The following is a 25698-nucleotide window of genomic DNA, read 5'->3' on the forward strand; positions in this document are numbered from 1 at the left end:
CTATCTTTGCAAACTATGTTTCCGCAATATGATGTCATTGTAGTTGGAGCCGGACATGCCGGTTGTGAAGCTGCCGCTGCTGCTGCCAATCTGGGTAGCAAGGTTTTATTGGTAACCATGAACATGCAAACCATTGCCCAGATGAGCTGTAACCCGGCCATGGGCGGTATCGCTAAAGGACAGATCGTTCGTGAGATCGACGCCATGGGTGGATACAGTGGTATTGTCTCCGACCTCAGCACCATACAGTTCCGCATGCTGAACCGCAGTAAGGGTCCGGCCATGTGGAGTCCTCGTACCCAAAACGATCGAATGCTCTTTGCTGCCAAGTGGAGAGAGATGCTGGAGAATACTCCGAATGTAGATTTCTATCAAGACATGGTTCGTTCGCTTATTATCAAAGATGGAAGAGCGTGTGGAGTGGTAACCGGATTGGGACACGAGATCCAATCGAAAACGGTGGTGGTGACCAGTGGTACCTTCTTAAATGGCATCATCCATATTGGTGAGAAACAATTTGGTGGTGGACGTGTCGCTGAAAAAGCTGCCACAGGTATCACCGAGCAATTGGTAGAACTCGGTTTTGAAAGCGATCGTTTGAAGACAGGAACACCGCCTCGTGTCGATGGCCGTAGTTTGGACTACAGCAAAATGGAGGAACAGAAAGGGGATGATGAGATCGTTGGCTTTTCGTTTACCGATGTTCCCCGTATCAAAGCCGCTGAACAACGCAGCTGCTATATTACTTATACCAACGAAAAGGTACACGATATTCTAAAAACCGGATTCGACAGAAGTCCAATGTTCCAGGGAAGAATTGAAGGAACGGGACCGAGGTATTGTCCGAGTATTGAAGACAAGATCAACCGCTTCGCAGATCGCGAAAGACATCAGCTATTTGTGGAACCGGAAGGATGGAATACTGTTGAGATCTATGTCAACGGCTTCTCAACGTCATTACCCGAAGAAGTGCAATACGAAGCTATTCGTACTGTTCCGGGTTTTGAGAACTGTAGAATTTTCAGACCCGGCTATGCCATCGAGTACGATTATTTTCCGCCTACTCAATTACAATATTCTCTGGAGACAAAACTCATCTCCAATTTATTCTTCGCCGGACAAATCAACGGCACAACGGGATATGAAGAAGCGGCTTGTCAAGGTTTGATGGCAGGTATCAATGCACACCAAAAAGCAAGAGAGTTAGACCCAGTGATCTTGCAAAGAAGCGAAGCTTATATCGGCGTGTTGATAGATGACCTGATCAGCAAAGGAACCGATGAACCTTATCGCATGTTCACCAGCAGAGCTGAGTTCAGAACACTCTTACGCCAAGACAATGCTGATCTGCGTTTGACAGAGCTGAGCTATAGACTCGGTCTTGCCTCTCAGGATAGGATGGATAAAGTGATCAGTAAAAGAGACGGTGTTGCTTCGATCAAAAAGATCTTACAGGAGTTCAATATTGAACCTGATCATATCAACAACTTCTTTGAGAGCATTGGCTCGGCAAGTATTTCAGAAAAACAAAAAGCTGCGAAGATCATCTTGCGTCCAAATGTGGATCTACCTTCTTTGATGCAACATGTTCCCGGTTTAGCCAATGTACTGAATGCTTTTGACAAAGACACGATCGAGCAAGCGGAGATACAGATCAAGTATGAACGCTATATCGAAAAAGAACAAGAGATCGCAACACGCATGAGTCAAATGGAGAACACTCAAATTCCGGATAGCTTTGATTATGATCGTGTAGCGGCTCTATCCAACGAGGCCTTGCAGAAATTCAAACGCATTCGTCCTCGTACACTCGGGCAAGCTAGTAGAATCAGCGGAGTGAATCCCAGTGATGTACAGATTTTGATGGTGTATATGGGTAGATAAGATTTCACGATTCGCAAATTTTATACCGAAGGCTTATCTTTAAGGATAAGCCTTTTTTATAAAATCTATTGCTATGAGAATTTTAATTGCTTTCCTATCGATCGCATTCCTTGTTTCCTGTCAACCAAAATCTACTACGGTTGAAGAGTATTTTGCCACCAAAGATTCCGGTGTGCAAATGGCCGGTATCAAAATGATCCCCATTAAAACAGAGATTGGTACTTTTAAAGTGTGGACCAAAACCATTGGTAATAACCCTCGCGTAAAAGTATTGTTGCTGCACGGCGGTCCGGCTATGACCCATGAGTATATGGAAGCCTTTGAAAGCTTCTTTCCCAAAGAGGGTTTTGAGATCATTGAATATGACCAACTCGGTTCTTACTATAGCGACCAACCTACTGATAGTAGCTTATGGACTACTGAAAGATTTGTAGAAGAAGTAGAACAGGTAAGAACGGCGCTTGGACTGACCAAAGACAATTTCTATTTGTTAGGGAATTCCTGGGGCGGTATTCTCGCAATGGAATATGCACTGAAGTATCAGCAAAATCTAAAAGGTCTTATCATCTGCAATATGATGGCTAGTATTCCTGATTATGAAAAGTACAATGGAGTACTTCGTTCACAGATGCGTCCATCATTGGTAGATTCATTACAGCAGTATGAAGCAAAAGGACTCTTCAAAGATCCAACCTACCAGGAGCTGGTCTTCAATGAATATTATACAAAACATCTTTGTCGCCTACCTGAATGGCCCGAACCCGTGAACAGAACCTTTAAGCATGTCAACGAAACCGTTTATGTGATGATGCAGGGGCCGAGTGAATTTAAAGTAGGGGGTCGCTTGCTGACTTGGGATAGAAAGGCAGATCTACCCAAAATTACCGTACCAACCCTGACCGTTGGCGCCAAATATGACACCATGGATCCGGCACATATGGAATGGATGAGCAAACAAGTGAAAAATGGAAAATATTTGTATTGTCCCAACGGAAGTCATTTATCTATGTGGGATGACCAGAAAATATTCATGGATGGCGTGATCCAATTCATCAAAGAAACCGACTCAGCCAAATAATTCTTTGAAATAGCTCCAGGTTTAAGCCCGGAGCTATTATAAGCCGATCGGGGATTTACCGATTGTTTTCATCCATTCATCCTTAAAATAAAATTGCTGTTTAATTGGCTCGGCTAATTCAGTAGCTTTAAACTCTTCCTAAAACCAATCTAACTTACCATGAGAAGACTCAAGTTCCTGTTTTCGGGGCTACTGTTCGCAACATTGCTACAGGCTCAGGAAACATTTCACATCAATGGTATTGGAGATAAGCGTGACGGCTGTTACGCATTTACCAATGCCACCATTGTGAAAGATGCACAGACCACATTAACCAATGCCACAATGGTTATTCGTGATGGAAAAATTGTATCGGTTGGCAATGGCGTTGCCATTCCAAAAGATGCAGTAGTGGTTGACTGTAAGGATAAATACATCTATCCTTCTTTCATTGACATTTATACAGATTACGGTATGCCCCAGCAAAGACAACAAACAGGGGGCTTTAATTTTAACGCACCTGCACAGTTGACCTCCAATCAAAAAGGGGCTTATGGTTGGAATCAGGCATTAAGAACAGATGTGCATGCTTACAAAATGTTTACTGCAGATGATGCGCGTGCAAAGCCACTTCGTGAGATGGGTTTTGGCACAGTATTGTCGCACCAGAAAGATGGTATCCTCCGCGGAACCGGAACAGTGGTAACATTGGCCAACGATGCAGACAACTTCCTTATCGTAAAAGAAAAAGCTGCGGCACATTTGTCATTCAACAAAGGAACATCCACTCAATCGTATCCAAGTTCATTGATGGGAACCATCGCTTTGTTGCGCCAGACCTACTTAGATGGTCAATGGTATAAAAACAATCCTACAGCTACTACTGAACAAGGTGATGGCGTCAATATCACTTTGAAATATTTTAATGATCAACAAAGTCTTCCGCAGATCATGGATCCATCAGACAGAACCGGTGTGGAACTTTGGAACATCATGCGTGCTGATCGCGTGGGTGATGAGTTTGGTGTTCAATATATCTTAAAAGCTACCGGTAAAGAATACCAGCGCATCAAAGAGGTAGCGGCTACCAAAGCTCCGCTGATCGTGGGATTGAATTTCCCTGCTGCGATGGATGTAGAAGATCCGAACGATGCTCGTTTGGTTTCTCTGGCAGACATGAAGAATTGGGAACTCGCGCCTACAAATCCAGCAGCGATTGAAAAAGCAGGTATCTCTTTTGCCTTAACCGCAGCTGATGTTCGTGATGCAAGAACCTTCATGACCAATCTCAGAAAAGCCATGGAAATGGGACTGTCTGAAAAAGCGGCTATGGAAGCACTTACAAAAACACCTGCAACCTGGTTGGGTGTATATGATAAAGTAGGTAGTCTCGATAACGGCAAGATGGCCAACTTCGTGATCACAACCGGACCTGTTTTTGCAGAGAGAACAAGCATTCTTCAAAACTGGGTACAGGGCAAAAAATATGCAGTGAACGAAAGCAACTGGTACAATGTTGCCGGTACTTATCAATTGTCTATTACAGGTGCAAACGGCACAACCGCTTACACCATGGATGTGAAGAGCAATAGCGCTGCTACTGTGATCGCAAAAGATACTGTTAATGCCACATTTAATTTTGATGGCAAAGCAGTGAAATTCAGCTTCGCTCCTGAAAAACGTTCACGTAATAATATTCGTTTCAGCGGATTCAGTAATGGTGATAGCTGGAATGGTACTGCCGAAGATGCAGAAGGTAACAGAATGACCTGGACAGCAAAAATGAGTGCTGCTCCAGTTGCTAAAAAAGATTCTGCAAGCAGAATGAACACCAGAGGAAATCTGATCGGCGCTACAATGTACCCTTTCACTGCTTTTGGTGCTGCTGAAAACGCCATTCCAACTCAAGGAACTTATCTGATCAAGAACGCTACCGTTTGGACCAGCGAAAAAGAAGGTAAACTTGAAGGAACAGATGTATTGGTGAAAGGTGGTAAAATTGCCCGTGTTGGAAAGAATCTTTCTGATGCAGCAGCTACTGTGATCGATGGAACAGGCAAACACCTGACAGCGGGTATCATTGATGAACATTCACACATTGCTTCTGCTTCTACCAATGAAGGAGCGCAGAGTGTAACTTCAGAAGTGCGCATGGGTGATAACCTGGATCCGGATGATATCAATATCTATCGTCAGCTGAGCGGTGGTGTTACCACTTCTCATATTCTGCACGGATCTGCGAACACTATTGGCGGACAAACACAATTGATCAAATTGCGTTGGGGTACAGATGATGAAGGGTTGAAATTCAAGGGTGCAGATCCTTTCATCAAATTCGCATTGGGTGAAAACGTAAAACGTACTTCATCTACCAGCAACAATCGTTTCCCTGATACACGTATGGGTGTAGAGCAAGTCCTGACAGACGCTTTCTCTCGTGCAGTTGCTTATGAGAAAGCCATGAAAGCAGATCCAAAAGGAACACGTCGCGATCTTGAATTGGATGCATTGGTAGAGATCATGAATAAGAAAAGATTCATTACTTGTCACTCTTATGTACAGAATGAGATCACTGCAACCATGCGCGTAGCAGAAAAATTTGGTTTCCGCATCAACACCTTCACACACATTTTGGAGGGATATAAAGTAGCAGATAAAATGAAAGAACATGGTGCTGCTGCTTCTACCTTCTCTGATTGGTGGGCTTATAAAGTTGAAGTTACCGATGCAATTCCTTACAACGCCTTTATCATGAATAAAGTAGGATTGAATGTTGCCATTAATTCTGATGATGCAGAAATGGCGCGTCGTCTGAATCAGGAAGCGGCGAAGAGTGTGAAGTATGGCGGTTTAACAGAGGAAGAAGCATTGAAGATGGTTACCATCAATCCTGCAAAGATGCTGCACGTAGATGATAAAGTAGGAAGTATCAAAGTAGGTAAAGATGCTGACCTTGTTCTGTGGAGCGATCATCCATTAAGTATTTATGCGAAAGCAGAAAAAACAATGGTAGATGGTATCATCTATTTCGATCGTGAAAAAGATGCTGCTATGCGTAAGCAAGTATTAGCAGAGCGTATGCGCCTCATTAATAAAATGGTAGGTGAAAAGCGCGGAGGTCGTCCAACCATGCCTGCAACACCTAGTTATAAATATGTTCATACCTGTCTGGATCACTCCCATAAACTGGGCATGTTGGAAATTGAGGCAGAAGACATCCATGCAGATAACCAATAAACTACCGCATCATGAAAAAAACACTTTTATATACAGGACTTCTTTCGCTGGTGCTGAGTACTGCAACAGCGCAGGATGATGTTTATCCTGCTCCCAAACAAAACAAAAGAACAGCCATCACCAACGCGGTGATCCATGTTGGAAACGGTACCGTGATTGAAAACGGTACATTGGTTTTCGATAATGGCAAGATCACATACAGCGGTGCTGCTGCTGGCGCTCCTTCTGCTGAAACCATCGTTGACGCAAAAGGAAAACACATATATCCAGGCATCATTCTTCCTGCATCCACATTGGGTCTTCAGGAAATTTCAGGTGTGCGCGGAAGCACAGATATCAATGAACTCGGTGAATTGAATCCATCGATCCATTCTATCGTTGCTTATAAAGCAGAATCTATTGTTACCAACACCTTGCGTGCAAATGGTATTCTGTTAGCACATGTGGCACCGGGCGGACAACTCGTTGCCGGACAATCATCCGTTGTTCAGCTTGATGCGTGGAATTATGAAGATGCCGCTTACAAGATCGATAACGGTATGCACTTCTATATGCCAAGCTTGTTGGCTCGTCCGGGTGGTGGTCGTTTTGCTGCGTTATTGGCATTACTGGGACCACAACAGCCCAGCGATCCTGTGAAAGCAGCATTAGACCGTATTGAAGGAGTGAAAGCTTTCTTCAGAGAAGCAAAAGCGTATCATCAAAAAGATGCAGGTAAAGAGATCAACCTGAAATTTGAAGCTACGAAAGCGCTCTTCGAGAAAAAACAAAAACTCTACATCCATTGCTCACAAGTAAAACAAATGCTGGTGGCGATTGACTTTGTAAAAGAGTTCGGATTCGATGTAGTATTAGTAGGCGCATCTGACAGCTGGCAAATTGCTGACCTGTTAAAGCAAAACAATATTGCAGTGATCCTCACACAAGAACACAACTTGCCAACTTTGGATGATGATGATGTAGACCAGCCTTACAAAGCTGCTACAGCATTACACAAAGCAGGGGTGCTCTTTTGCTTGAATGATGACGATCCGCAGAACAGAGGAAGAAATCTTCCTTTCAATGCAGGAACTGCTGCGGCTTATGGTTTGGGTAAAGAAGAAGCACTGAAAGCGATCACACTCAATGCCGCTAAGATCTTAGGTATTGATGACAAAACCGGAACACTGGAAGTTGGTAAAGATGCGAATATCGTTATCAGCGCCGGTGATATCCTTGATATGAAGAGTAGCATCATCACGAATGCTTATATCCAGGGTCGCGGTATTAACCTGAGCAGTAAACACACACAGCTCTACGAAAGATACAAACACAAATACGGTATCAAGTAAAAAAGCGACATAATTGTTGCAAAAGAAAAACCCCGATCAGGTCAAATCTGATCGGGGTTTTTTGTTTTCGCTTAACAAAATATTTACAGCGGCATCCTTGCTATTCACCATCCTTCTGCGTCAATTACCGTTCATCTTTCTTGTACAGTCCTTAACAGTGCCCGGTATGTAACGTTCTTAGTTTTACTACGTTTCTTTTCGTAAGCGTGGTTGTTGTAAACGCATGAACAACCCGAAAAGAAACAAGATGAAGAAAAACCATTACCTGCAAAACAACTGTATGAGAATCGTATCCCTGTTAATACTGCTGTTATCATCGGCATTTACGCTGCATGCTCAAAACAGTACTCGTGTGGTGAAAAAGATCGAAGCCACAAGAACCACCCAAAAGATCGTCATTGATGGTAACCTGAAAGATTCTGCATGGTTATCTGCTCCTGTGGCCACAGATTTTGTGGAATGGCGTCCTGCGTTTGGTAACAAAGAAGACGAAAAGAACAGAACCGAGATCCGTATTCTGTACGATAATGATGCCATCTATATTGCCGGATATGCACACGAAGCAAGTCCGGATAGCATTACAAAAGAATTAGTAGGTCGTGATGTGGTGGGTGTAAATGATTTTGTAGGCGTAATCTTCGACACGTATAACGACAAGATCAATGGTTTCGGGTATTATGTAACAGCATTGGGTGAGCAGTTTGATGCAAAGTATTCATCAAATGGTGAAGATGGCAGCTGGAACAGCGTCTTTGAAAGCAATGCGCAGTTACAATCAGACGGATGGACCTTTGAAATGAAAATTCCTTATGCGGCCATTCGTTTTGGTAATACAAAAATTCAGGACTGGGGTATCAATATCACCAGAAGAAGAAGCAAAAGTGGTAAACAGTTAATGTGGAATCCAACCGATCCGGCCATTGGCGGAAACTTTCTTGCTCAGTTTGGTTTATGGACAGGCATTCGTGATATCAAACCTCCGGTGCGTCTTTCACTTTCTCCATATTTATCAACCTATGCCAATCACTTTCCTTATAACACACCCGGTGTAAAAAATACTACCACATCTATCAATGGTGGTATGGATGTGAAATATGGTATCAACCAGGCATTTACTTTAGATATGACCCTTGTTCCGGATTTCGGACAAGTACAAAGTGATAATCAGGTATTGAACCTCACACCGTTTGAAGTACAGTTCAACGAAAACAGAACCTTCTTCACAGAGGGGACAGAACTGTTTGGAAAGGGGAATCTTTTTTATAGCCGAAGAATTGGTGGAACACCCATGCATTTGGGGAAAGTTCAAGGACAATTGCAACCCGGTGAATCGATCACAAACAATCCTTTGGAAACAAGATTGCTGAATGCCAGTAAGATCAGCGGAAGAACAAGCAGCGGCCTAGGCATTGGTTTCTTTAACGCGGTAACGAAAGCACAGTATGCAACCATTGAAAATGGAGGCAAAGAGAGTAGAAGAATAGAAACAAATCCACTTACGAACTATAACATTTTGGTATTTGATCAATCACTAAAAAACAATTCAAGTGTTTCATTGATCAATACCAATGTCACCAGAAGCGGTACTGATTATGACGCCAATGTAACAGCCGCGCTTTGGGATATCTACGATAAAAAGAATACCTGGAATGTAAACGGACAAGTCGGCGTGAGCCAGTTGATTGGTTATGAGGCGCCGGGTAAAACACTTACAGGTTATAATCACACGCTGGGTTTTGGTAAAACCAGTGGTCGATTCAACTTCAATATCTGGCAGGAGTTGGCCGATAACAAGTATAACCACAATGATATGGGCTACTTCACCAATAACAACTATTTCAATAATGGTTTGTGGATGGGCTATCGTTGGTTACAGCCGAAAAAATGGTACAACAGGATCCAGGCAAATATGAACATCAATTATTCGATGCGCTACAAGCCGATGGATTATCAGCGCTTCAATTTCAATATCAACGTGAACTCACAGTTGAAAAATTTGTGGTGGACCGGTTTTAACATCAACATCAATCCGGAACAAAACGACTTTTTTGAACCGCGTGTCAATGGAAAGGTTTTCAAACGTCCGGCCAGCTGGGCTACCGGATTCTGGTTCGAAACCAATAATGCCAAGAAATATTCTGCAGTCGTTGAATTCTTCAATAGGTCCTTTAACCAGTATGGTAGCAACGGACAAGATATCTTCTTGCGTCATAACTATCGTTTCAATAAGAAGCTGACCTTATCCATCAATACCTTCTTGCAATTCGCGCATAATAATCTGGGATATGCGACGATGTATGGTCAAGACAGTATCATCTTCGCATTGCGCAAAAGAAACACAGTTGAGAATGTGTTCAATGTGAAATACAATTTCAACAATAAGATGGGTCTTACATTCAGGGCCAGACACTATTGGAGCAAGGTTGCCAATAAAGAGTTTTATAAACTCAGAGAAGACGGATACCTCAACCATATTCCCGGCGGCATCAGCAACAATGTAGATTTTAATGTGAACTACTTCAATATCGACATGGTATATACTTGGCAGTTTGCACTGGGTAGTTTTATCAATGTGGTTTGGAAAGACGCGATCAGCAGTTTCAACAGAGATGTAAACACCAACTATTTCAAAAACTTTGGTAATACGTTACGCTCTGATCAGCAAAACAGTATTTCTATTCGGGTAATTTATTTCTTGGATTATTTAAGCCTCAGGAAGAAGAGATAAAAGCCGTCAATTGTGAATGGTGAATTGTCAATTAGAAATATTGATATTGACAATTCACCATTCACAATTCACTACCTTAGCTTCATGAGTAAGAAATTATTTCTGCTGGATGCAATGGCATTGATCTATCGTGCCTATTATGCACTCATCCGCAATCCCCGCATCACTTCAAAGGGAAGAAACACCAATGCACAGTTTGGTTTCACCAATACTTTATTCGATCTCATCAATAAAGAAAAGCCGACGCATTTAGCCGTATGTTTTGATACACATGCACCTACAGAGCGTCATACTGATTTTACGGATTACAAAGCCAACAGACAAGAAGCTCCCGAAGACTTGTTAGACTCTATTCCGGATATTCAGCGCATCATTCGCGGGTTTAATATTCCCGTTGTGGAAATGGATGGATATGAGGCCGACGATGTGATCGGAACAGTAGCTTGGCAAGCCGCCGACAAAGGATATGAAGTGTATATGGTAACGCCCGATAAGGATTATGGGCAATTGCTCATTCATCCGGGAGTATATATTTACAAACCTCCTGCCTATGGTAATCCCGAAGAAATTGTAGACGCGGCCAAGATCTGTGAGAAATGGGATATACAGCGAGTAGAACAAGTGATTGATATGTTGGGGCTGATGGGCGATGCAGTAGATAACATTCCGGGTATACCGGGTGTGGGTGAAAAGACCGCTGCTAAATTGTTGAAAGAGTACGATACGCTTGAAAATGTATTGGCTAACGCAGACAAGATAAAAGGCGCTTTGGGTGAGAAAGTTAGAAACGGCGCAGACCTCGCCATCATGAGTAAAAAACTGGCAACCATTATTACCAATGTACCTGTTGAGTTTCATGAAGAAGATTATCGTTTGAAAGAATGGAATCGCGAAGCACTCACAGAAGTCTTTACAGAGCTCGAATTCAAAACGCTGGGTAAAAGAATTCTGGGAGATGAATTCAATGCTTTTCATGCAGCACCACAAGGCGTTCAAACCGACCTGTTCGGCAATGCGGTTGATACACCCAAAACAAAATCCGCAAAAGAAAAAGAGCCCGAAACAGAATCAGTATACGGATCTGCGGCTGAGCAATCAGGTTTGGTTGCAGACAAAAACATTCAAAACACACCACATCAATATCATCTGGTCAATGATGATGCAGCAATTGATGCGCTTGTCAAAGATCTATTACAACGATCTGAAATTTGTTTTGATACAGAAACAACCGGCACCGATGCGAATAATGTGGAATTGGTTGGTTTAAGCTTCTCTTATCAACCCGGCGAAGGCTATTATGTTCCTTGTCCGAATGATCAGGAGAAAGTACATCATATACTGGCCCGTTTCAAACCCTTATTTGATGCCACTACTATCACGTGGGTAGGACAAAATACCAAGTATGATCTGCTCGTATTAAAATGGTATGGTATAGAAATCAAGGGTCAGCTGTTTGATACCATGTTGGCACATTATCTGATTGAACCCGAAGGAAGAAGAAGCATGGATCTTTTAAGTGCTCAATACCTGGGTTATGAGCCGGTGCATATCGAAGAACTCATCGGTAAAAAAGGGAAGAACCAGGGAAGTATGCGTGATGTGGAGTTGGAAAAGATCAAAGAATATGCAGCAGAAGACGCCGACATCACCCTTCAACTCAAGCAAGTGTTTGTTCCGCTACTGAAAGAAAAAGAAGTGGTACAGGTTTTCGAAAAGGTAGAGAATCCCCTTGTTCGTGTGTTAACAGATATGGAGTTTGAAGGCGTTAAAATTGATGTTCCTTTTTTACAAGATTATAGCAAAGAACTAGAAACAGAAGCCAAGCGTTGTGAGGAGAGTGTATATGCACAAGCGGGTGTTCGCTTCAATCTCGCTTCTCCCAAACAATTGGGCGAAGTGCTTTTTGAAAAACTGAAACTGGACCCAAAAGCCAAAAAAACAAAAACGGGTCAGTATGCAACAGGAGAAGATGTGTTATTAAAATTGGCGAATCAACATAAGATCGTTGATGATATTCTTGGTTTTCGTGAACTCACAAAACTGAAGTCTACTTATGTAGATGCGCTTCCGGAAATGATCAACCCAAAAACAGGTCGGGTTCACACGAGCTATGCGCAAGCAGTTGCTGTTACCGGCAGATTGAGTAGTAACAACCCGAATCTGCAAAACATTCCCATCAGAACCGCAAGAGGAAGAGAGATCAGAAAAGCATTTATTCCAAGAGAGACCGGTCGCGTTTTGTTGAGTGCAGATTATTCTCAGATCGAATTACGCATTGTTGCTGCCATTAGTGGTGATCCGAATATGTGTGAGGCGTTCAGACAACATAAAGATATTCATACAGCAACAGCCGCAAAAGTATATGGTGTTCCTGAAAATGAAGTCACCAAAGAAATGCGTTACAAAGCAAAGAGCGTCAACTTCGGAATCATTTATGGACAAGGGGCTTTTGGTCTGGCAGACAATCTGGGTATTAGCAGAACAGAAGCGAAAGAAATCATTGACAACTATAAAAAAGAGTTCCCCAATATCCAGCGTTACATGGATGAGCAAGTAAATTTTGCAAAGGAGAATGGTTATGTACAAACACTTGCGGGAAGAAAGCGCTGGTTGAAAGATATCAACAGCGGCAACTTCACGGTACGTGGTTATGCTGAACGAAATGCCATCAACTCTCCTATTCAAGGAACCGCAGCTGATATGATCAAATTAGCAATGATCAAGATCCACCAGGAAATGGGGGTAGGTAAATGGGAATCAAAAATGATCTTACAAGTGCACGATGAATTGGTGTTTGATGCGGTAGAACCAGAGGTTCCGAAACTAAAAGAACTGATCATCAACTGTATGACAACAGCCATGCCTTTGCCCAACGAAGTTCCTGTAGAAGCTGAAGTAGGAATGGGACACAACTGGTTGGAAGCACATTAAAATAAGGAAGATTGGATATCCAATCTTGAAGGATTGGTTTCTTGGATCTTCATTGTACCTTGTTTCTTCATGCTTGAACACATATTATTTTATGGAAGCAACCATACATAAGTTTTATACCGCCTTTCAGCAACTTGATTATACCACCATGCAATCCTGTTATACGCCTGACGCTGTTTTCAGTGATCCCGTATTTGGACTATTGGATGGGAATGAAGTTCGGGCCATGTGGGAAATGCTTTGCAAAAGAGCAACAGATCTAAAACTCTCTTACGGTAATATCCAGGTTTTAGATGATGAATATGCTACTGTGGAATGGGTCGCCGTTTACACTTTCACTCAAACCGGTAGAAAAGTAGTGAACAAGATCAAAGCGCATATGCGTTTCAATGACGGACTCATCTGCGAACACTCGGATGCATTTCCTGTATATCGTTGGTGCAGACAGGCTTTTGGTCTTACAGGTTTATTGCTGGGATGGTCCGGCTACTTTCATAAAAAACTACAGTTGAAAGCCAAGACGGGGCTTCAAAAGTTTATGAACCAATAATTTTCTGTGTATTTCTGAGCGTTCAGTGGCAATAATTGCCACAGTGAACACTGAAGAACACAGAAAAGAGGGTAACTTTATAGTCATCATTTTACACCTTATGAACTGGGAAGCTTTCTTCAGAAACCTGCAGCTGATCGGCACCCGCTATTTTGTTCTGGCACTTATTGCATTTATGCTGTTTTATGTTTTGTTCAGAAACAAGTGGCTGTATAAAAAAATTCAACAGCGTTTTCCTAAGAACAAAGATTATGCGAGAGAAATTCTCTATTCAGTTACTACGATGATCATTTTTGCATTGGTTTCATCGATTGTATTTACACATCCGCGTATTCGGCCCCATACTACCATGTACACAAATATTTCAGAATATGGTTGGGTCTATTATTTTGCGGCTTTCCCCATCATGTTATTCATGCATGATACTTATTTCTACTGGTGTCACAGATTGATGCACCATAAAAAGATTTTCAATTATGTACATCTGGTGCATCATCAATCTACCAACCCTTCTCCCTGGGCAGCGTATGCGTTTCATCCATTAGAAGCATTTATAGAAATTGGAATTCTGTTTGTGTTTGTATTTACCATTCCCATTCATAAAACACATTTATTGATCTTCTTTTTATTCATGATCGTTTACAATGTGTATGGACATCTCGGTTATGAATTATATCCAAAAGGGTTTGGTAAACATTGGTTTGGCAGATGGATCAATACATCTGTAAACCATAACCAACATCATCAATATTTTAAAGGGAACTATGGTTTGTATTTTCTGTTCTGGGACAGAATTCTTGGTACCATCCGCGAAGATTACGAAGCGCGATTTGATGAAGTAAAAGAAAGGGTCATTCCTTCAAAATAATTTCTGTGCTTCTCTGTGTACTCAGTGGCAATAAAATGCCACAGAAAACACAGAAGCTTTATTTCTTTTTATAGATGGGTACAGTACTGCAGGGTTCGCCATACATGATACTCTTGGCAACGGGACGAAGTTTTTGTGTAATGGCAACATAAGCAGCTTCTGGAATCGCAACATCTCCACAACCCTTAACTACAACTCTTTTATCAGCATACTCCTCTGCGTTCACACCATCAATATTTTTCAATAATAATGACTGGATCATTTGTTCTTCTGTTCCAAAGAAAACGGTGGATGCCACCGGCTCCAAATAACTGACCACCAACATATATGCCCACATCGGAATGATTGCATCAGCAGAACAGGTAATGGCAACTGCGGCATCTTTGTATTCATTCCAGTCTATTTGTAATAACGCCGCCCTGAAATCCTTCTCTTTCAGAATAAGACCCATAAAAAGATGATCCTTCAGGTCAAACACTTTTCTGGTTTGCTGAGGGTATAAGGTCTCCAGATCAAAACTGATCAATCCGCTTTCTGCTACTTTATTTACGATCACATCTGCCATAACATGGGATTAAAACACAAAATTACCATATCCTGTTCATTCTTCGCTTTCGGTAAGCGGAATCGTATCGGGCAATAAAAAACCCGACCTATTGGCCGGGTTTTCTTTGCGATAAGCTATTTCTATTAATAGAATTTAAATCTGTTATCCTTGATCTTCGCTGCACTCTTAAGTGATTGAACGCCACGGAAAACAGCAACTCTGTTTCCTTGTAATAAGGTCTGCTTCACGGTTTCAGCATCCATAGTACCCTGACGGGCACCGTTGCTTTCCACTTTCACAGCAAATACACCTGTTCCACCAGCAATTGGAGCACTAACTTTTCCGATCAATGATTTATTGAATGATGCACCAATGATCTTTGGCTCACTTCCGATACCCGGAATGAATGGGGTAGAGAAACTGATGCTATCAGCACGCTGAACAGTAGAACCGATCGCTGTTGCAAGCGCTTCCAATGTTGCTCCCTTGAACTTGGTATCCAGAATTTGCTTTGCTTTCTTTTCATTGCGCACAAAACCTTCTACCAAAGGTCTTGCTTCAGATGGTGATAATGTTCCGGCAGGATTGATCGCTGTTATGATCGCAACCACATACTTATCGCCAACTTCTACAGGTTCAGAAACAGCTCCCGTTTTATTTTCATATAACCAACGAACCAACGTACGGCTTTGACCAATACCGTTGATGCTGAAATCGTTTTGTTTGATTTCAGCTGCAGTAAGTATTTGCAAGTTTCCTTTTATAGCTGCTGCATCAAACTCTTTCTTTCCTTTTGCACCCGAAGCAAACTGAGCAGCTGCAGTGCTTGCAGCACTGATCGTTTCTCCACTAGAAAGAATCGGCTTAGACAAATAAGCGATCTTATATGCAGGACTGAAATTCTTTTGTCCCAATACTTCGATGTAGTGGTAACCATAGTCTGTTTTTACAACACCTTTTGAACCAGCTGCTTTATCAAATGCAAAGTCATTGAATGGTATCACCATTTGTCCCTGAGGAAAATAATCATAAACACCACCCTTGTCTTTACTACCCGGATCTTCGGAATACTTTTTACACAATGCATCAAAATCAGCGCCGCCTTTAATAGCGGTTTCAATAGAGTCTACCAGTTTTTTAGCAATGCTATCCGGTCTTAATACCTGATTGGTTTGTGGGTTGAAAGTAGAGATCAGGATATGACGAACCTTGGCACTATCAGGCCATTGCTTAGCACCAACGATTCTTGCAATGGTATAGTTATTACCATCGATGTAAGGACCGTACAATCCACCTACCGGTGTGTTAAGAATAGAATCTTTATTCGGTTGCTGCATTCTGGCTTTACCAAAATAGCTATCATAATAAGGTAATTCAGTACCTGCACGATTGAGGAAAGAAGCGATATCAGTAGTTGTTCTGAATTCTTCTTTCAGGCTCATCAATTGATTCAGCGTATTCAGGCTGTCATCTTTTTTAGGAGCTGCATCAAATGTTACATAGCTGATACTTCTGGTCTCTTCTTCTTTCTGATACTCTTTACTATGCTTTTTCAAATAGGCGCTGATATCGGCATCCGTTACTTTTACAGCACTGTCAGCAATGGCAGCATATGGAAAGTAAACATAAGAGATATTAGCGATCGCATTGTTATCCGCCTGTTGTTTCTCTACAAGCCATTTTGGAACATAAGCAGCTTGTTGTAATAATGACAAGTACTTATTTCTTAATGTCTGTTCAATAGTAGGCTCGATATAAGCCTTCTGAATCATGTTCACTTGTTCCTGATTGGTGCTCTTCTTGATTTGTGCAAACGCTTGTTTTGCTTCTGCAACTTTGAATTCACCGGTATTAGGATCTGTAAATTCTTGACGCAAAGGAGAGTTTGGTCCGAATAAGATATCAGATAATTCTTTACCTGAAACTTGCAGACCTAACTTTTTATATTCCTGTTCTAATACGATACGCTCAACTTCCTGGTTCCACAATGAACCGATCAATTGATCACGCTGAGCACCTTGTGCACCATACATACGTTCTTGCATCGCTAACTTCTCTTCGAAATCAAGACGCTCGATGTTTTGTCCGTTCACTTTACCGATCGTTGTAGTATTTGAAAAGGCACTACCACCACGACCCACTCCATCCTGAAGTATAAAAGCAATCAGGGCCAACGCAATAATCGCAAATACGATCCAGGCACCTTTGTCACGAATTCTTTGAATAACAGACATAATACAGTTTAATTGGTCTAATAAATAAAATCCGCCCAATGGCGGGAGGCAAAAATAGGGGTTTAAAGCATTTGAACAAATTGTGGAAAACCCTTTTCGGTGCAAGCCAGACAAAGGCTGAAGGGAATCTCGGATGTCTGATCTATGATTTCTGATTTTTTGATTTTTGATAATCACAATAATTCATCATCCCTATTATTATCCGACATTAGAAATCAGACATTCTAGATAATTCACATACGCATGTGAAAAACCTCCATTTTGGGTGGAAAACCCCGCATTTTACCTTTTCAAATGTGGAAAGAGCTCGAATAAATACCCCGAAATCTGGGGTTAGACTGCCGACCTCTCAAATTCTTCTCATTTTACCACACGTTAACGCACAGTGGAAGAAAAGTGGATTGTGAAAAATGGTGATTGTGTATTCCTATTTCCACAGATGTGACTGAATTACAGCTTTTTCAGCATTAACCGAATCTTATGACGTGGAAAAACCTGTTAATTCCCTGTGGATACATCTGTACAGGTTAACTTTGCAGGGTGGGGATAAGTAAGTTATCCCGAAATCCACACCCGTAATAGTAATAGGTCTTTTATATAAATAAGTATTATTAAATATTATTACCGTGATTATGAACATTTCTGAAGCGAAAGAACAAATTCAACAAAAAGGTTTTCTTGACATAGAAATAGATGCGCGTCTGGATATTTTTGCCGAGATTGAGCGACTAAAGAAAGAAAAAAATGCCATCGTCCTCGCTCACTATTATCAAGAACCCGATATTCAGGATGTGGCAGATTATATCGGTGATAGTCTGGGTCTGGCCCAAAAAGCCCGCGAAACAAATGCCGATCTTATTGTTTTTGCCGGCGTACACTTTATGGCCGAAACAGCCAAGATCTTAAATCCAACCAAAAAAGTACTTCTCCCCGACCTTAAGGCAGGATGTTCATTAGCCGACAGTGCCCCTGCGGGACCATTTAAGGCCTTCAAAGAGAAACACCCGGATCATATCGTCATCTCTTATATTAACTGTACAGCAGAGATTAAAGCCCTATCTGATATCATTTGTACCAGTAGTAACGCAGAGAAGATCATTGAGAGTGTTCCAAAAGATCAACCCATCATATTTGCACCGGACAAAAACCTGGGAGCTTATCTCGCTAAAAAGACCGGTAGAGATATGGTTCTTTGGAATGGCGCTTGTATGGTACATGAGATTTTCAGTTTGGAAAAGATCACTAAACTGAAAGTGAGACATCCAAACGCAAAAGTCATCGCTCACCCGGAATGTGAAGAAGCGGTGCTGGCAGTAGCTGATTATATTGGAAGTACTACACAATTATTGAAATATTCTCAAACAGATAATAATCAGGAATATATTGTTGCTACTGAGACAGGAATTCTACACCAAATGCAACAAGCCAGCCCAAATAAAACCTTTATTCCCGCACCTCCGAATAATAATTGTGCTTGCAATGATTGTCCACACATGAAACTTAATACACTCGAAAAATTATACCTGTGTATGATGTATGAACAACCAGAGATCATCATGGATGAAACATTGCGTCTCGCGGCTAAAAAACCAATGGATAGAATGCTGGAAATCAGTAAAGCAGCTGGATTGATCGGGTAGGAAACAGAGACATCGGAAAAAAGAAAACAGAATGATTTCATATTCCTTGTTTCTGTGTTTAACTATCTTTCTGTTATGAAATTTCCGGAACCAATATTGATCATTGATCGTATTCCACAGTTGGACACTAAATTGATCGAGTTAGTCGAAACACTTTCTCCTGAAGACTGGAAAAAACAAACCATTGCACCCAGGTGGAAAGTAGAAGATGTGATATTGCATTTATTGGATGGAAATATCAGAATACTCTCTATTCAAAGAGATGGATATTTTGGTGTGCCGCCGAAAAATATCCATAGTTATCAAGACTTATTGAATTACCTGAATGAATTAAATGCAGATTGGATCACTGCAGCAAAAAGAATGAGTCCAAAATTAGTATTGGATCTATTGAAACAGACCAGTGTATCAGTGGCTGATTATTTACAAACGATAGATCCTTTTTCACAAGCTTTATTTTCTGTTGCTTGGGCGGGAGAAGAGGAGTCTGCGAATTGGTTTCATTGGGCTAGAGAGTATACAGAGAAATGGCACCATCAACAACAGATCCGACTTGCGGTGGGGAAAGAAAAAGAATTGTATAGTCGCGCATTCTATTATCCGCATTTAAATACATCGATGCGGGCATTACCCCATCATTATAAAAATTTTCCCGGAACAAAAGGAGAGGTATTATCATTTCAGATCACAGGTGAAGGTGGTGGTATCTGGCATTTATTCTTTGATGGACAACAATGGTTACAAGTAGAAGATATAGCTGTGACAGAAAACCTGATTACTATCGATGGAGAAATTGCGTGGCGACTTTTCACGAAAGGAATTAGTAGAGAAGAAACAAGAATAAGTGTACAAGGAAACAAGATGGCGGGAGAACATTTGTTATCGATGTTAGCGGTGATGGCGTAGGGAAAGAAGAACAGAGGATATGCTTATATTTATGCATCAATAGTTACACATGAAAAAAATTTTCTTCGCAGCCTTATTTATTTCATCTTTTTCTTTTGCACAACAAACACAGAAGCCACCCTTACATGGAAAAAACTGGATGGCCATTACCGGTAAACCATTAGCCGCCACTGCAGGATCGATGATCTTTCAAAAAGGAGGAAATGCAGTAGATGCATCCTGCGCAATGCTTGCTGCTACTTGTACCATGTGGGATGTATTAAGTTGGGGAGGTGAAACACAGGCGTTGATCTATAATCCTAAAACGAAAAAAGTGATCGCCATCAATGCGATGGGCGTAGCACCAACCGGAGCAACACCCGAATTTTTCAAAAGCAAGGGGATGAATTTTCCACCGCAATACGGTCCATTAGCCGCCACCACTCCCGGAACACCAGGCGGAATTTGTTATATGCTTGCAGAATATGGTACCATGAGTTTAAAAGAAGTATTGGCACCGGCGATGGACCTGGCAGCAGGCTATCCGATTGAAGCACAAACAGCGAATAGTATCGAAAGAGGAAAAGACCAGATCAAACAATGGCCATATAGTAAGCAAGTGTTTCTGACACATCCCGGAGAAAAAAGAGAAGCACCCGAAGCAGGAGAAATATTTGTACAAAAAGATCTGTTGAATACACTGACCAAGATGGTGGAAGCCGAGCAGAATGCATTGAATGCGGGCAAGAGCAGAAAAGAAGCGATTTATGCTGCATACGATCGTTTTTATAAAGGAGATATCGCAGACGAATTTGTAAGAGGAGCGCAGGAGCAAGGCGGACTCATCACCAAAGCGGATCTTGCAAATTGGAAACCGATAGAAGAAGAGCCCTTACAAACCAATTATAAAGGAATAGATGTTTACAAATTAAAACAGTGGACGCAAGGTCCGATGTTACTGCAAGCATTGAACATACTGGAGAATTTTGATCTGAAAAGTATGGGGTATAATTCAGCACGATATATACACACCATCTATCAGGCGATGAACCTAAGCTTTGCGGATAGAGATTTTTATTATGGTGATTCTTATTTCCCGCCGGAAGAGCCCATGAAAGGGTTGTTAAGCAAGGCCTATGCAAAACAAAGAGCAGCGCAGATTCGCATGGACAGAAACGATGCGAATGCGGGCCCGGGAGATCCGTATCCGTTTGAAGGAAAGACCAATCCATACATCAGCTTATTGAAAAGCAGGGGATATGATGTAAAAGATACGAGTAACAAAAGAGGCTTTGCTCCTACACACGATCAACGACAAACGGCGATGCTTACAGATGCAGCATACAAAGAAGCATTATGGTTAGGAACCACTTCGGTAGAAGCGGCGGATAAAGAAGGATGGGTTGTTTCTATTACACCCAGTGGAGGATGGTTGCCCGCATGCATTGCAGGAAGAACGGGTGTGGGTATGAGTCAACGCATGCAGAGCTTTGTGTTGGACTCCACCATTAATCCATTCAACGTGGTAGCGCCTGGTAAAAGACCACGTGTAACACTGACACCATCGATGGCATTAAAAGATGGAAAACCCTGGTTGTCATTTGCGGTACAAGGAGGAGATACACAAGATCAAAACCTGTTGCAATTTTTACTGAACATGGTAGAATTCGGAATGACCGTACAAGAAGCAAGTGAAGCAGCGAATATTAATACCAATCAATTGTGGTTATCTCTTGGAGGAAATAAAACATCAGATCGCGCACCACGTGCGGGAAATCTTTTACTACACAGTAATACACCGGATTGGGTAAGAAAAGAATTGCGTAGTATGGGCTACACACTCAGTTTCGAAGACCGAACCAGCGGTCCTATCAATGCGATTTGGTTCGATTGGAAACATGGCAGTTTCTGGGGAGGCAGCAGCAATCATGGGGAGGATTATGGGATTGGTTGGTAGCATAAGTTTCTGTGCCCTCAGTGGCAATAAATAAATAAAGAGAAAGCGGAAGATGTTTTATCATCCTCCGCTTTTTTAATAAATTCATACAACCAACCAATAAGCATGAATACTGTCAACACCCAATGGAATTTTACGCAAAAATTCCTCTTCCGTTTTTTCTTTATCTATTTCATGATCTCCATCGCACCATGGACATGGCTGGAGAACATTCCATATGTAGCAGAAGCAACCGTTCCCTGGTATTGGCTGCAAGATCAGATCGTTCAAATTGCCAATCGATCAATTTTCAAAGTGTACAAAGAGTTGGTACCACTCAATGGAAGCGGAGACACATCATGGGCATGGACACATCTTTGGTTCTTCACCTTATTTTCTCTCATTGTAGCCGCAATCTGGTCTGCCGTAGACAGAAACAAGCCTGCATATCCAAGATGGAATTATTTATTGGTAACTGTGGTTCGTTATAATGTAGCGATGGTTTCATTTGGTTATGGTATCATCAAACTATTTGCATTGCAAATGTGGTTTCCTTCTTTGAGTCAACTCGCAACCCCTCTCGGAGAATACTTACCCATGCGATTTTCGTGGATGTTCATTGGCTATTCGGCCCCCTATCAAATATTTTCCGGCGCGGCAGAAGTGTTGGCGGGATTGCTTTTATTCAATCGCAAAACAGCAACATTGGGTGCGTTGGTTGCATTGGCGGTTTTTACCAATGTTATGGCCATGAACCTGAGCTATGATATACCGGTGAAATTATTCTCAACACATCTCGTACTCATGTCGCTGTTTTTGGTGTTGCAGGAATACAAAAGAATACTCTCCTTTTTTGTTTTCAATCAAACCACCGCAGCGGGAACCTTGTATGAGATCACTCTCACAAAAAAATGGCAACGCATTACTCGATATGTGCTAAAGGGTTTGTTTGTGATCTGCATCATTATTTTTCCATTTTACAATAGTTATGAACGCTATGTAGATGCAAAAAAAATGAGTGATCAGGATCCGATACGATCAGGTATTTATGATGTGGCAGATTTTGTGATCAATAAAGACACCATTCCGGCCATTGTAGGCGATTCTACACGATGGACCCACTTTATTTTACAACCGGGTACAACAGGCAGTTTGATCAGCTCAGATACTGTATTCCGAAAAGCATATGGACGATCTTATTTTGGATATTTTGTAGATAGTACCAAACAACAGATCGAATTCAGGTGGGCCGGTAAACAAACAGATAGCTTGTTTACGCTCAAGTATACTATTCCGGATAGCAGCACGATCTTGTTACGCGGTCCGGTGAAAGGAGACACGCTTTTTGTAAGACTTAAAAGAACCAACAAACAATATCGGTTAGCAGAGAAACAATTCCATTGGTTAAGTGAATACAATCGCTAAAAAAACGACTGAACATTGTGAGCCGCTGTTACTTTTTGCTACAGCGCTTCACGGAGTTTTTTATTTACATTGCATCGTATGAAACACATCATTTTAATAACAACGCTTTTGCTTTCTCTTTCGCTGTATGCTCAGAAAAAGCAGCCATATATCATCTATGATGCCAAGGGTAAAAAAGTGAGCTATGAAAAAATGGTGAAGCGGTTGACCGAGAAAGATGTGTTGCTTTTTGGCGAATACCACAACAACGCCATCGCACACTGGTTGCAGCTGGAAGTGACCAAGGATCTTAAAGAAAAAAGAGCGTTGGTGTTGGGAGCAGAAATGTTTGAACAAGATAATCAGGAGGCGCTTGATCTATACCTTGCCGGAACGATCAAACAAAAGCAGTTGGATTCAATGGCAAGACTTTGGAAAAACTATCCAACAGATTATGCGCCGCTGGTGAATTTTGCAAAAGAAAATAAGATCGCTTTTGCGGCCACGAATGTGCCGAGAAGATATGCATCGATGGTGTCGCGCGGAGGATTTACGGTACTGGATACTATATCGGCAAAAGAAAAAACATGGATGGCCCCACTCCCCATTGCTTATGACGCCGAATTACCGGGCTATAAAAAAATGATCGAAATGATGGGAGGACACGGAGGAGAAAACCTGCCCAAGGCACAGGCATTAAAGGATGCTACGATGGCGCATTTTATATTGAAATACCTTCGTCAGGGCAGCATGTTGATCCATTATAACGGAGCCTATCATTCTGACTATTATGATGGTATTAATTGGTATTTGAAAAGACAAAATCCCGGCCTAAAAATTGGAACCATCAGTACGGTATCACAAAAGAATATCCACCAACTAGAAAAAGAACACTTGGGCAAAGCCGATTTTATCATTTGTGTGGATGAGGATATGACGAACACGTATTAGACTTAAGCCGCAAGCGATCAGCGCGCAATTGTGTTTACCCAGTCTGCATTGATTACAAGGGTCATAGACATCAGCGGCGCATTAACAACACCCAGGCCACATTGTTGATTGCGTTCAGCACACTGTCAGAAAAATGCGTATAAATACGCTAGAACAGTAAGGTCTGAAACCCCTACTTTTATTGCCTCACAAGGAATAAAAAGGACAAACTAAATGAATTAGCTAAATTTTACTAAAAAAATTAGTTTATTTCAAAAAAAGCATTACTTTTACAGTCCCATTTATCTCAAAAAACAAATAACCATGAGTAACGCAGAAAAATTAAAAGCGCTGAAGCTGACGATCGACAAGATCGACAAGGATTTTGGAAAAGGAAGTGTGATGATGATGAACGAACGCACACAGGATGCGATGGAAGTGATCTCTACCGGTTCTATCGGTTTAGATACAGCGCTAGGCGTTGGTGGATTACCAAAGGGAAGGATCATTGAAATATATGGACCGGAATCATCCGGAAAAACAACGGTTGCCATTCATGTGATCGCCGAGGCACAGAAAAAGGGAGGTATGTGTGCTATCATTGATGCGGAACATGCATTTGATAGCAGCTATGCACAAAAGCTGGGTGTTGATGTCGACAATCTTTTGATCTCTCAACCCGATTATGGTGAGCAAGCATTAGAGATTGCTGATCGTCTGATTCTCTCCGGAGCATTGGATGTAGTTGTGATCGACTCTGTAGCAGCACTGGTTCCTAAAGGAGAACTTGAAGGCGAAATGGGCGACAGCAAAATGGGTCTGCAGGCTCGTTTAATGAGCCAGGCGCTGAGAAAATTAACAGCAACCATTAATAAAACAAATACAGTCTGCATTTTCATCAACCAGCTGCGTGAAAAGATCGGCGTGATGTTCGGTAACCCCGAAACCACAACCGGTGGTAATGCATTGAAATTCTATGCATCGGTACGTCTTGATATTCGTAGAATGACACAGATCAAAGATGGTGATGAAGCTGTAGGAAACAGAGTAAAAGTAAAAGTGGTAAAAAATAAAGTAGCACCTCCATTCCGTGCCGCGGAATTCGACATCATCTTTGGTGGCGGAATCAGCAAAATGGGTGAGATCATCGATATGGGTGTAGAACTTGGAATCGTTCAGAAAAGCGGAAGCTGGTTCAGCTATGAGAGCAATAAATTGGGTCAGGGTCGCGACGCAGTGAAAACACTCCTGCAAGACAACCCCGAACTCGCAAATGAAATTGAAGCAAAGATCAGGGCCAAAGTGGCAGAAGCCAGGGCCACGACGGAAGCATAAATCTGTTTTTTGAGATGGGTTAGTAAATGAGCCGCTTTTGAAAAAAAGCGGCTTTTGTTTATCTATACCCCTATTTTTAGGGGTATACTGTTTCAAATTAGAAAAAAACTAATTATTTGTTGATTCTATGCTGATTTTCAAGCTTCATAATAGAACATGAACGTACTTTATAGAAAATTCATTCTTTGTTGTATTTCCTGA

At 41.7% G+C, this 25698-nt stretch carries 16 protein-coding genes; 14 read left to right on the forward strand and 2 right to left on the reverse strand.

The features are described from left to right. Positions 1 to 15 precede the first annotated feature (15 nt). The 8 genes from mnmG (at position 16) to ABXG83_RS09915 (ending at position 14586) form a co-directional block, all read left to right on the forward strand. A complete protein-coding gene (mnmG, locus tag ABXG83_RS09880; RefSeq protein ID WP_353548694.1) occupies positions 16 to 1884 on the forward strand; it encodes a tRNA uridine-5-carboxymethylaminomethyl(34) synthesis enzyme MnmG in 1869 nt (622 codons plus the stop codon). 73 nt (positions 1885 to 1957) lie between these two features. Then, positions 1958 to 2962, forward strand: a complete 1005-nt coding sequence (locus ABXG83_RS09885) for a proline iminopeptidase-family hydrolase (protein ID WP_353548695.1) — start codon at positions 1958 to 1960, stop codon at positions 2960 to 2962. Between the two features lie 159 nt (positions 2963 to 3121). Then, on the forward strand, positions 3122 to 6178 hold the full coding sequence (locus tag ABXG83_RS09890) for an amidohydrolase family protein (RefSeq protein WP_353548696.1): 3057 nt from the start codon (positions 3122 to 3124) through the stop codon (positions 6176 to 6178). Between the two features lie 11 nt (positions 6179 to 6189). Beyond that, positions 6190 to 7509 carry an amidohydrolase family protein gene (locus ABXG83_RS09895; RefSeq protein WP_353548697.1) on the forward strand — a complete coding sequence of 440 codons (1320 nt, stop codon included), beginning with the start codon at positions 6190 to 6192 and terminating at the stop codon, positions 7507 to 7509. Between the two features lie 280 nt (positions 7510 to 7789). Further along, positions 7790 to 10237, forward strand: coding sequence for a DUF5916 domain-containing protein (locus ABXG83_RS09900; protein ID WP_353548698.1), 2448 nt, complete (start codon positions 7790 to 7792; stop codon positions 10235 to 10237). Between the two features lie 84 nt (positions 10238 to 10321). Next, positions 10322 to 13168 carry a DNA polymerase I gene (gene polA / locus ABXG83_RS09905; protein WP_353548699.1) on the forward strand — a complete coding sequence of 949 codons (2847 nt, stop codon included), beginning with the start codon at positions 10322 to 10324 and terminating at the stop codon, positions 13166 to 13168. A gap of 91 nt (positions 13169 to 13259) precedes the next feature. Beyond that, positions 13260 to 13718: a nuclear transport factor 2 family protein gene (locus tag ABXG83_RS09910; protein ID WP_353548700.1), complete on the forward strand. Its 459-nt coding sequence runs from the start codon at positions 13260 to 13262 to the stop codon at positions 13716 to 13718. A 100-nt stretch (positions 13719 to 13818) separates the two neighbouring features. Beyond that, entirely contained in the window at positions 13819 to 14586 is a 768-nt protein-coding gene (locus ABXG83_RS09915; RefSeq protein ID WP_353548701.1) for a sterol desaturase family protein, read from the forward strand. A 58-nt stretch (positions 14587 to 14644) separates the two neighbouring features. Here the strand turns inward: ABXG83_RS09915 and ABXG83_RS09920 are convergent, their stop codons facing one another. Continuing rightward, positions 14645 to 15151, reverse strand: a complete 507-nt coding sequence (locus ABXG83_RS09920) for a DUF2480 family protein (protein ID WP_353548702.1) — start codon at positions 15149 to 15151, stop codon at positions 14645 to 14647. A gap of 125 nt (positions 15152 to 15276) precedes the next feature. Beyond that, the gene (locus ABXG83_RS09925; protein WP_353548703.1) at positions 15277 to 17367 is read right to left on the reverse strand and encodes a peptidylprolyl isomerase; all 2091 of its coding nucleotides are present in this window, start codon (positions 17365 to 17367) and stop codon (positions 15277 to 15279) included. A 632-nt stretch (positions 17368 to 17999) separates the two neighbouring features. Here ABXG83_RS09925 and nadA point away from each other — a divergent pair. From nadA to recA, 6 genes are all read left to right on the forward strand, one after another. Continuing rightward, complete coding sequence (gene nadA / locus ABXG83_RS09930) at positions 18000 to 19007, forward strand: quinolinate synthase NadA (protein ID WP_353548704.1); 1008 nt, start codon at positions 18000 to 18002, stop codon at positions 19005 to 19007. 75 nt (positions 19008 to 19082) lie between these two features. Beyond that, positions 19083 to 19913, forward strand: coding sequence for a maleylpyruvate isomerase N-terminal domain-containing protein (locus tag ABXG83_RS09935; protein ID WP_353548705.1), 831 nt, complete (start codon positions 19083 to 19085; stop codon positions 19911 to 19913). Between the two features lie 49 nt (positions 19914 to 19962). Further along, positions 19963 to 21849 carry a gamma-glutamyltransferase gene (locus ABXG83_RS09940; protein WP_353548706.1) on the forward strand — a complete coding sequence of 629 codons (1887 nt, stop codon included), beginning with the start codon at positions 19963 to 19965 and terminating at the stop codon, positions 21847 to 21849. A gap of 105 nt (positions 21850 to 21954) precedes the next feature. Continuing rightward, a complete protein-coding gene (locus ABXG83_RS09945; RefSeq protein ID WP_353548707.1) occupies positions 21955 to 23253 on the forward strand; it encodes a hypothetical protein in 1299 nt (432 codons plus the stop codon). Between the two features lie 78 nt (positions 23254 to 23331). Beyond that, positions 23332 to 24183, forward strand: a complete 852-nt coding sequence (locus ABXG83_RS09950; protein ID WP_353548708.1) for a ChaN family lipoprotein — start codon at positions 23332 to 23334, stop codon at positions 24181 to 24183. A 303-nt stretch (positions 24184 to 24486) separates the two neighbouring features. Beyond that, positions 24487 to 25497 carry a recombinase RecA gene (gene recA, locus ABXG83_RS09955; RefSeq protein ID WP_353548709.1) on the forward strand — a complete coding sequence of 337 codons (1011 nt, stop codon included), beginning with the start codon at positions 24487 to 24489 and terminating at the stop codon, positions 25495 to 25497. Positions 25498 to 25698 lie beyond the last annotated feature (201 nt).

Source organism: Sediminibacterium sp. KACHI17 (genome assembly GCF_040362915.1).
GTDB lineage: Bacteria > Bacteroidota > Bacteroidia > Chitinophagales > Chitinophagaceae > Sediminibacterium.

Bases quoted from the DNA above. Each gene is read 5' to 3' on its own strand.
- mnmG (WP_353548694.1), top strand. From the start codon at position 16: ATGTTTCCGCAATATGATGTCATTGTAGTTGGAGCCGGACATGCCGGT.
- ABXG83_RS09890 (WP_353548696.1), top strand. From the start codon at position 3,122: ATGAGAAGACTCAAGTTCCTGTTTTCGGGGCTACTGTTCGCAACATTG.
- ABXG83_RS09900 (WP_353548698.1), top strand. From the start codon at position 7,790: ATGAGAATCGTATCCCTGTTAATACTGCTGTTATCATCGGCATTTACG.
- ABXG83_RS09920 (WP_353548702.1), bottom strand. From the start codon at position 15,151: ATGGCAGATGTGATCGTAAATAAAGTAGCAGAAAGCGGATTGATCAGT.
- ABXG83_RS09945 (WP_353548707.1), top strand. From the start codon at position 21,955: ATGAATACTGTCAACACCCAATGGAATTTTACGCAAAAATTCCTCTTC.
- recA (WP_353548709.1), top strand. From the start codon at position 24,487: ATGAGTAACGCAGAAAAATTAAAAGCGCTGAAGCTGACGATCGACAAG.
- ABXG83_RS09915 (WP_353548701.1), top strand. From the start codon at position 13,819: ATGAACTGGGAAGCTTTCTTCAGAAACCTGCAGCTGATCGGCACCCGC.
- ABXG83_RS09950 (WP_353548708.1), top strand. From the start codon at position 23,332: ATGAAACACATCATTTTAATAACAACGCTTTTGCTTTCTCTTTCGCTG.
- polA (WP_353548699.1), top strand. From the start codon at position 10,322: ATGAGTAAGAAATTATTTCTGCTGGATGCAATGGCATTGATCTATCGT.
- ABXG83_RS09885 (WP_353548695.1), top strand. From the start codon at position 1,958: ATGAGAATTTTAATTGCTTTCCTATCGATCGCATTCCTTGTTTCCTGT.
- ABXG83_RS09940 (WP_353548706.1), top strand. From the start codon at position 19,963: ATGAAAAAAATTTTCTTCGCAGCCTTATTTATTTCATCTTTTTCTTTT.
- nadA (WP_353548704.1), top strand. From the start codon at position 18,000: ATGAACATTTCTGAAGCGAAAGAACAAATTCAACAAAAAGGTTTTCTT.
- ABXG83_RS09925 (WP_353548703.1), bottom strand. From the start codon at position 17,367: ATGTCTGTTATTCAAAGAATTCGTGACAAAGGTGCCTGGATCGTATTT.
- ABXG83_RS09895 (WP_353548697.1), top strand. From the start codon at position 6,190: ATGAAAAAAACACTTTTATATACAGGACTTCTTTCGCTGGTGCTGAGT.
- ABXG83_RS09935 (WP_353548705.1), top strand. From the start codon at position 19,083: ATGAAATTTCCGGAACCAATATTGATCATTGATCGTATTCCACAGTTG.
- ABXG83_RS09910 (WP_353548700.1), top strand. From the start codon at position 13,260: ATGGAAGCAACCATACATAAGTTTTATACCGCCTTTCAGCAACTTGAT.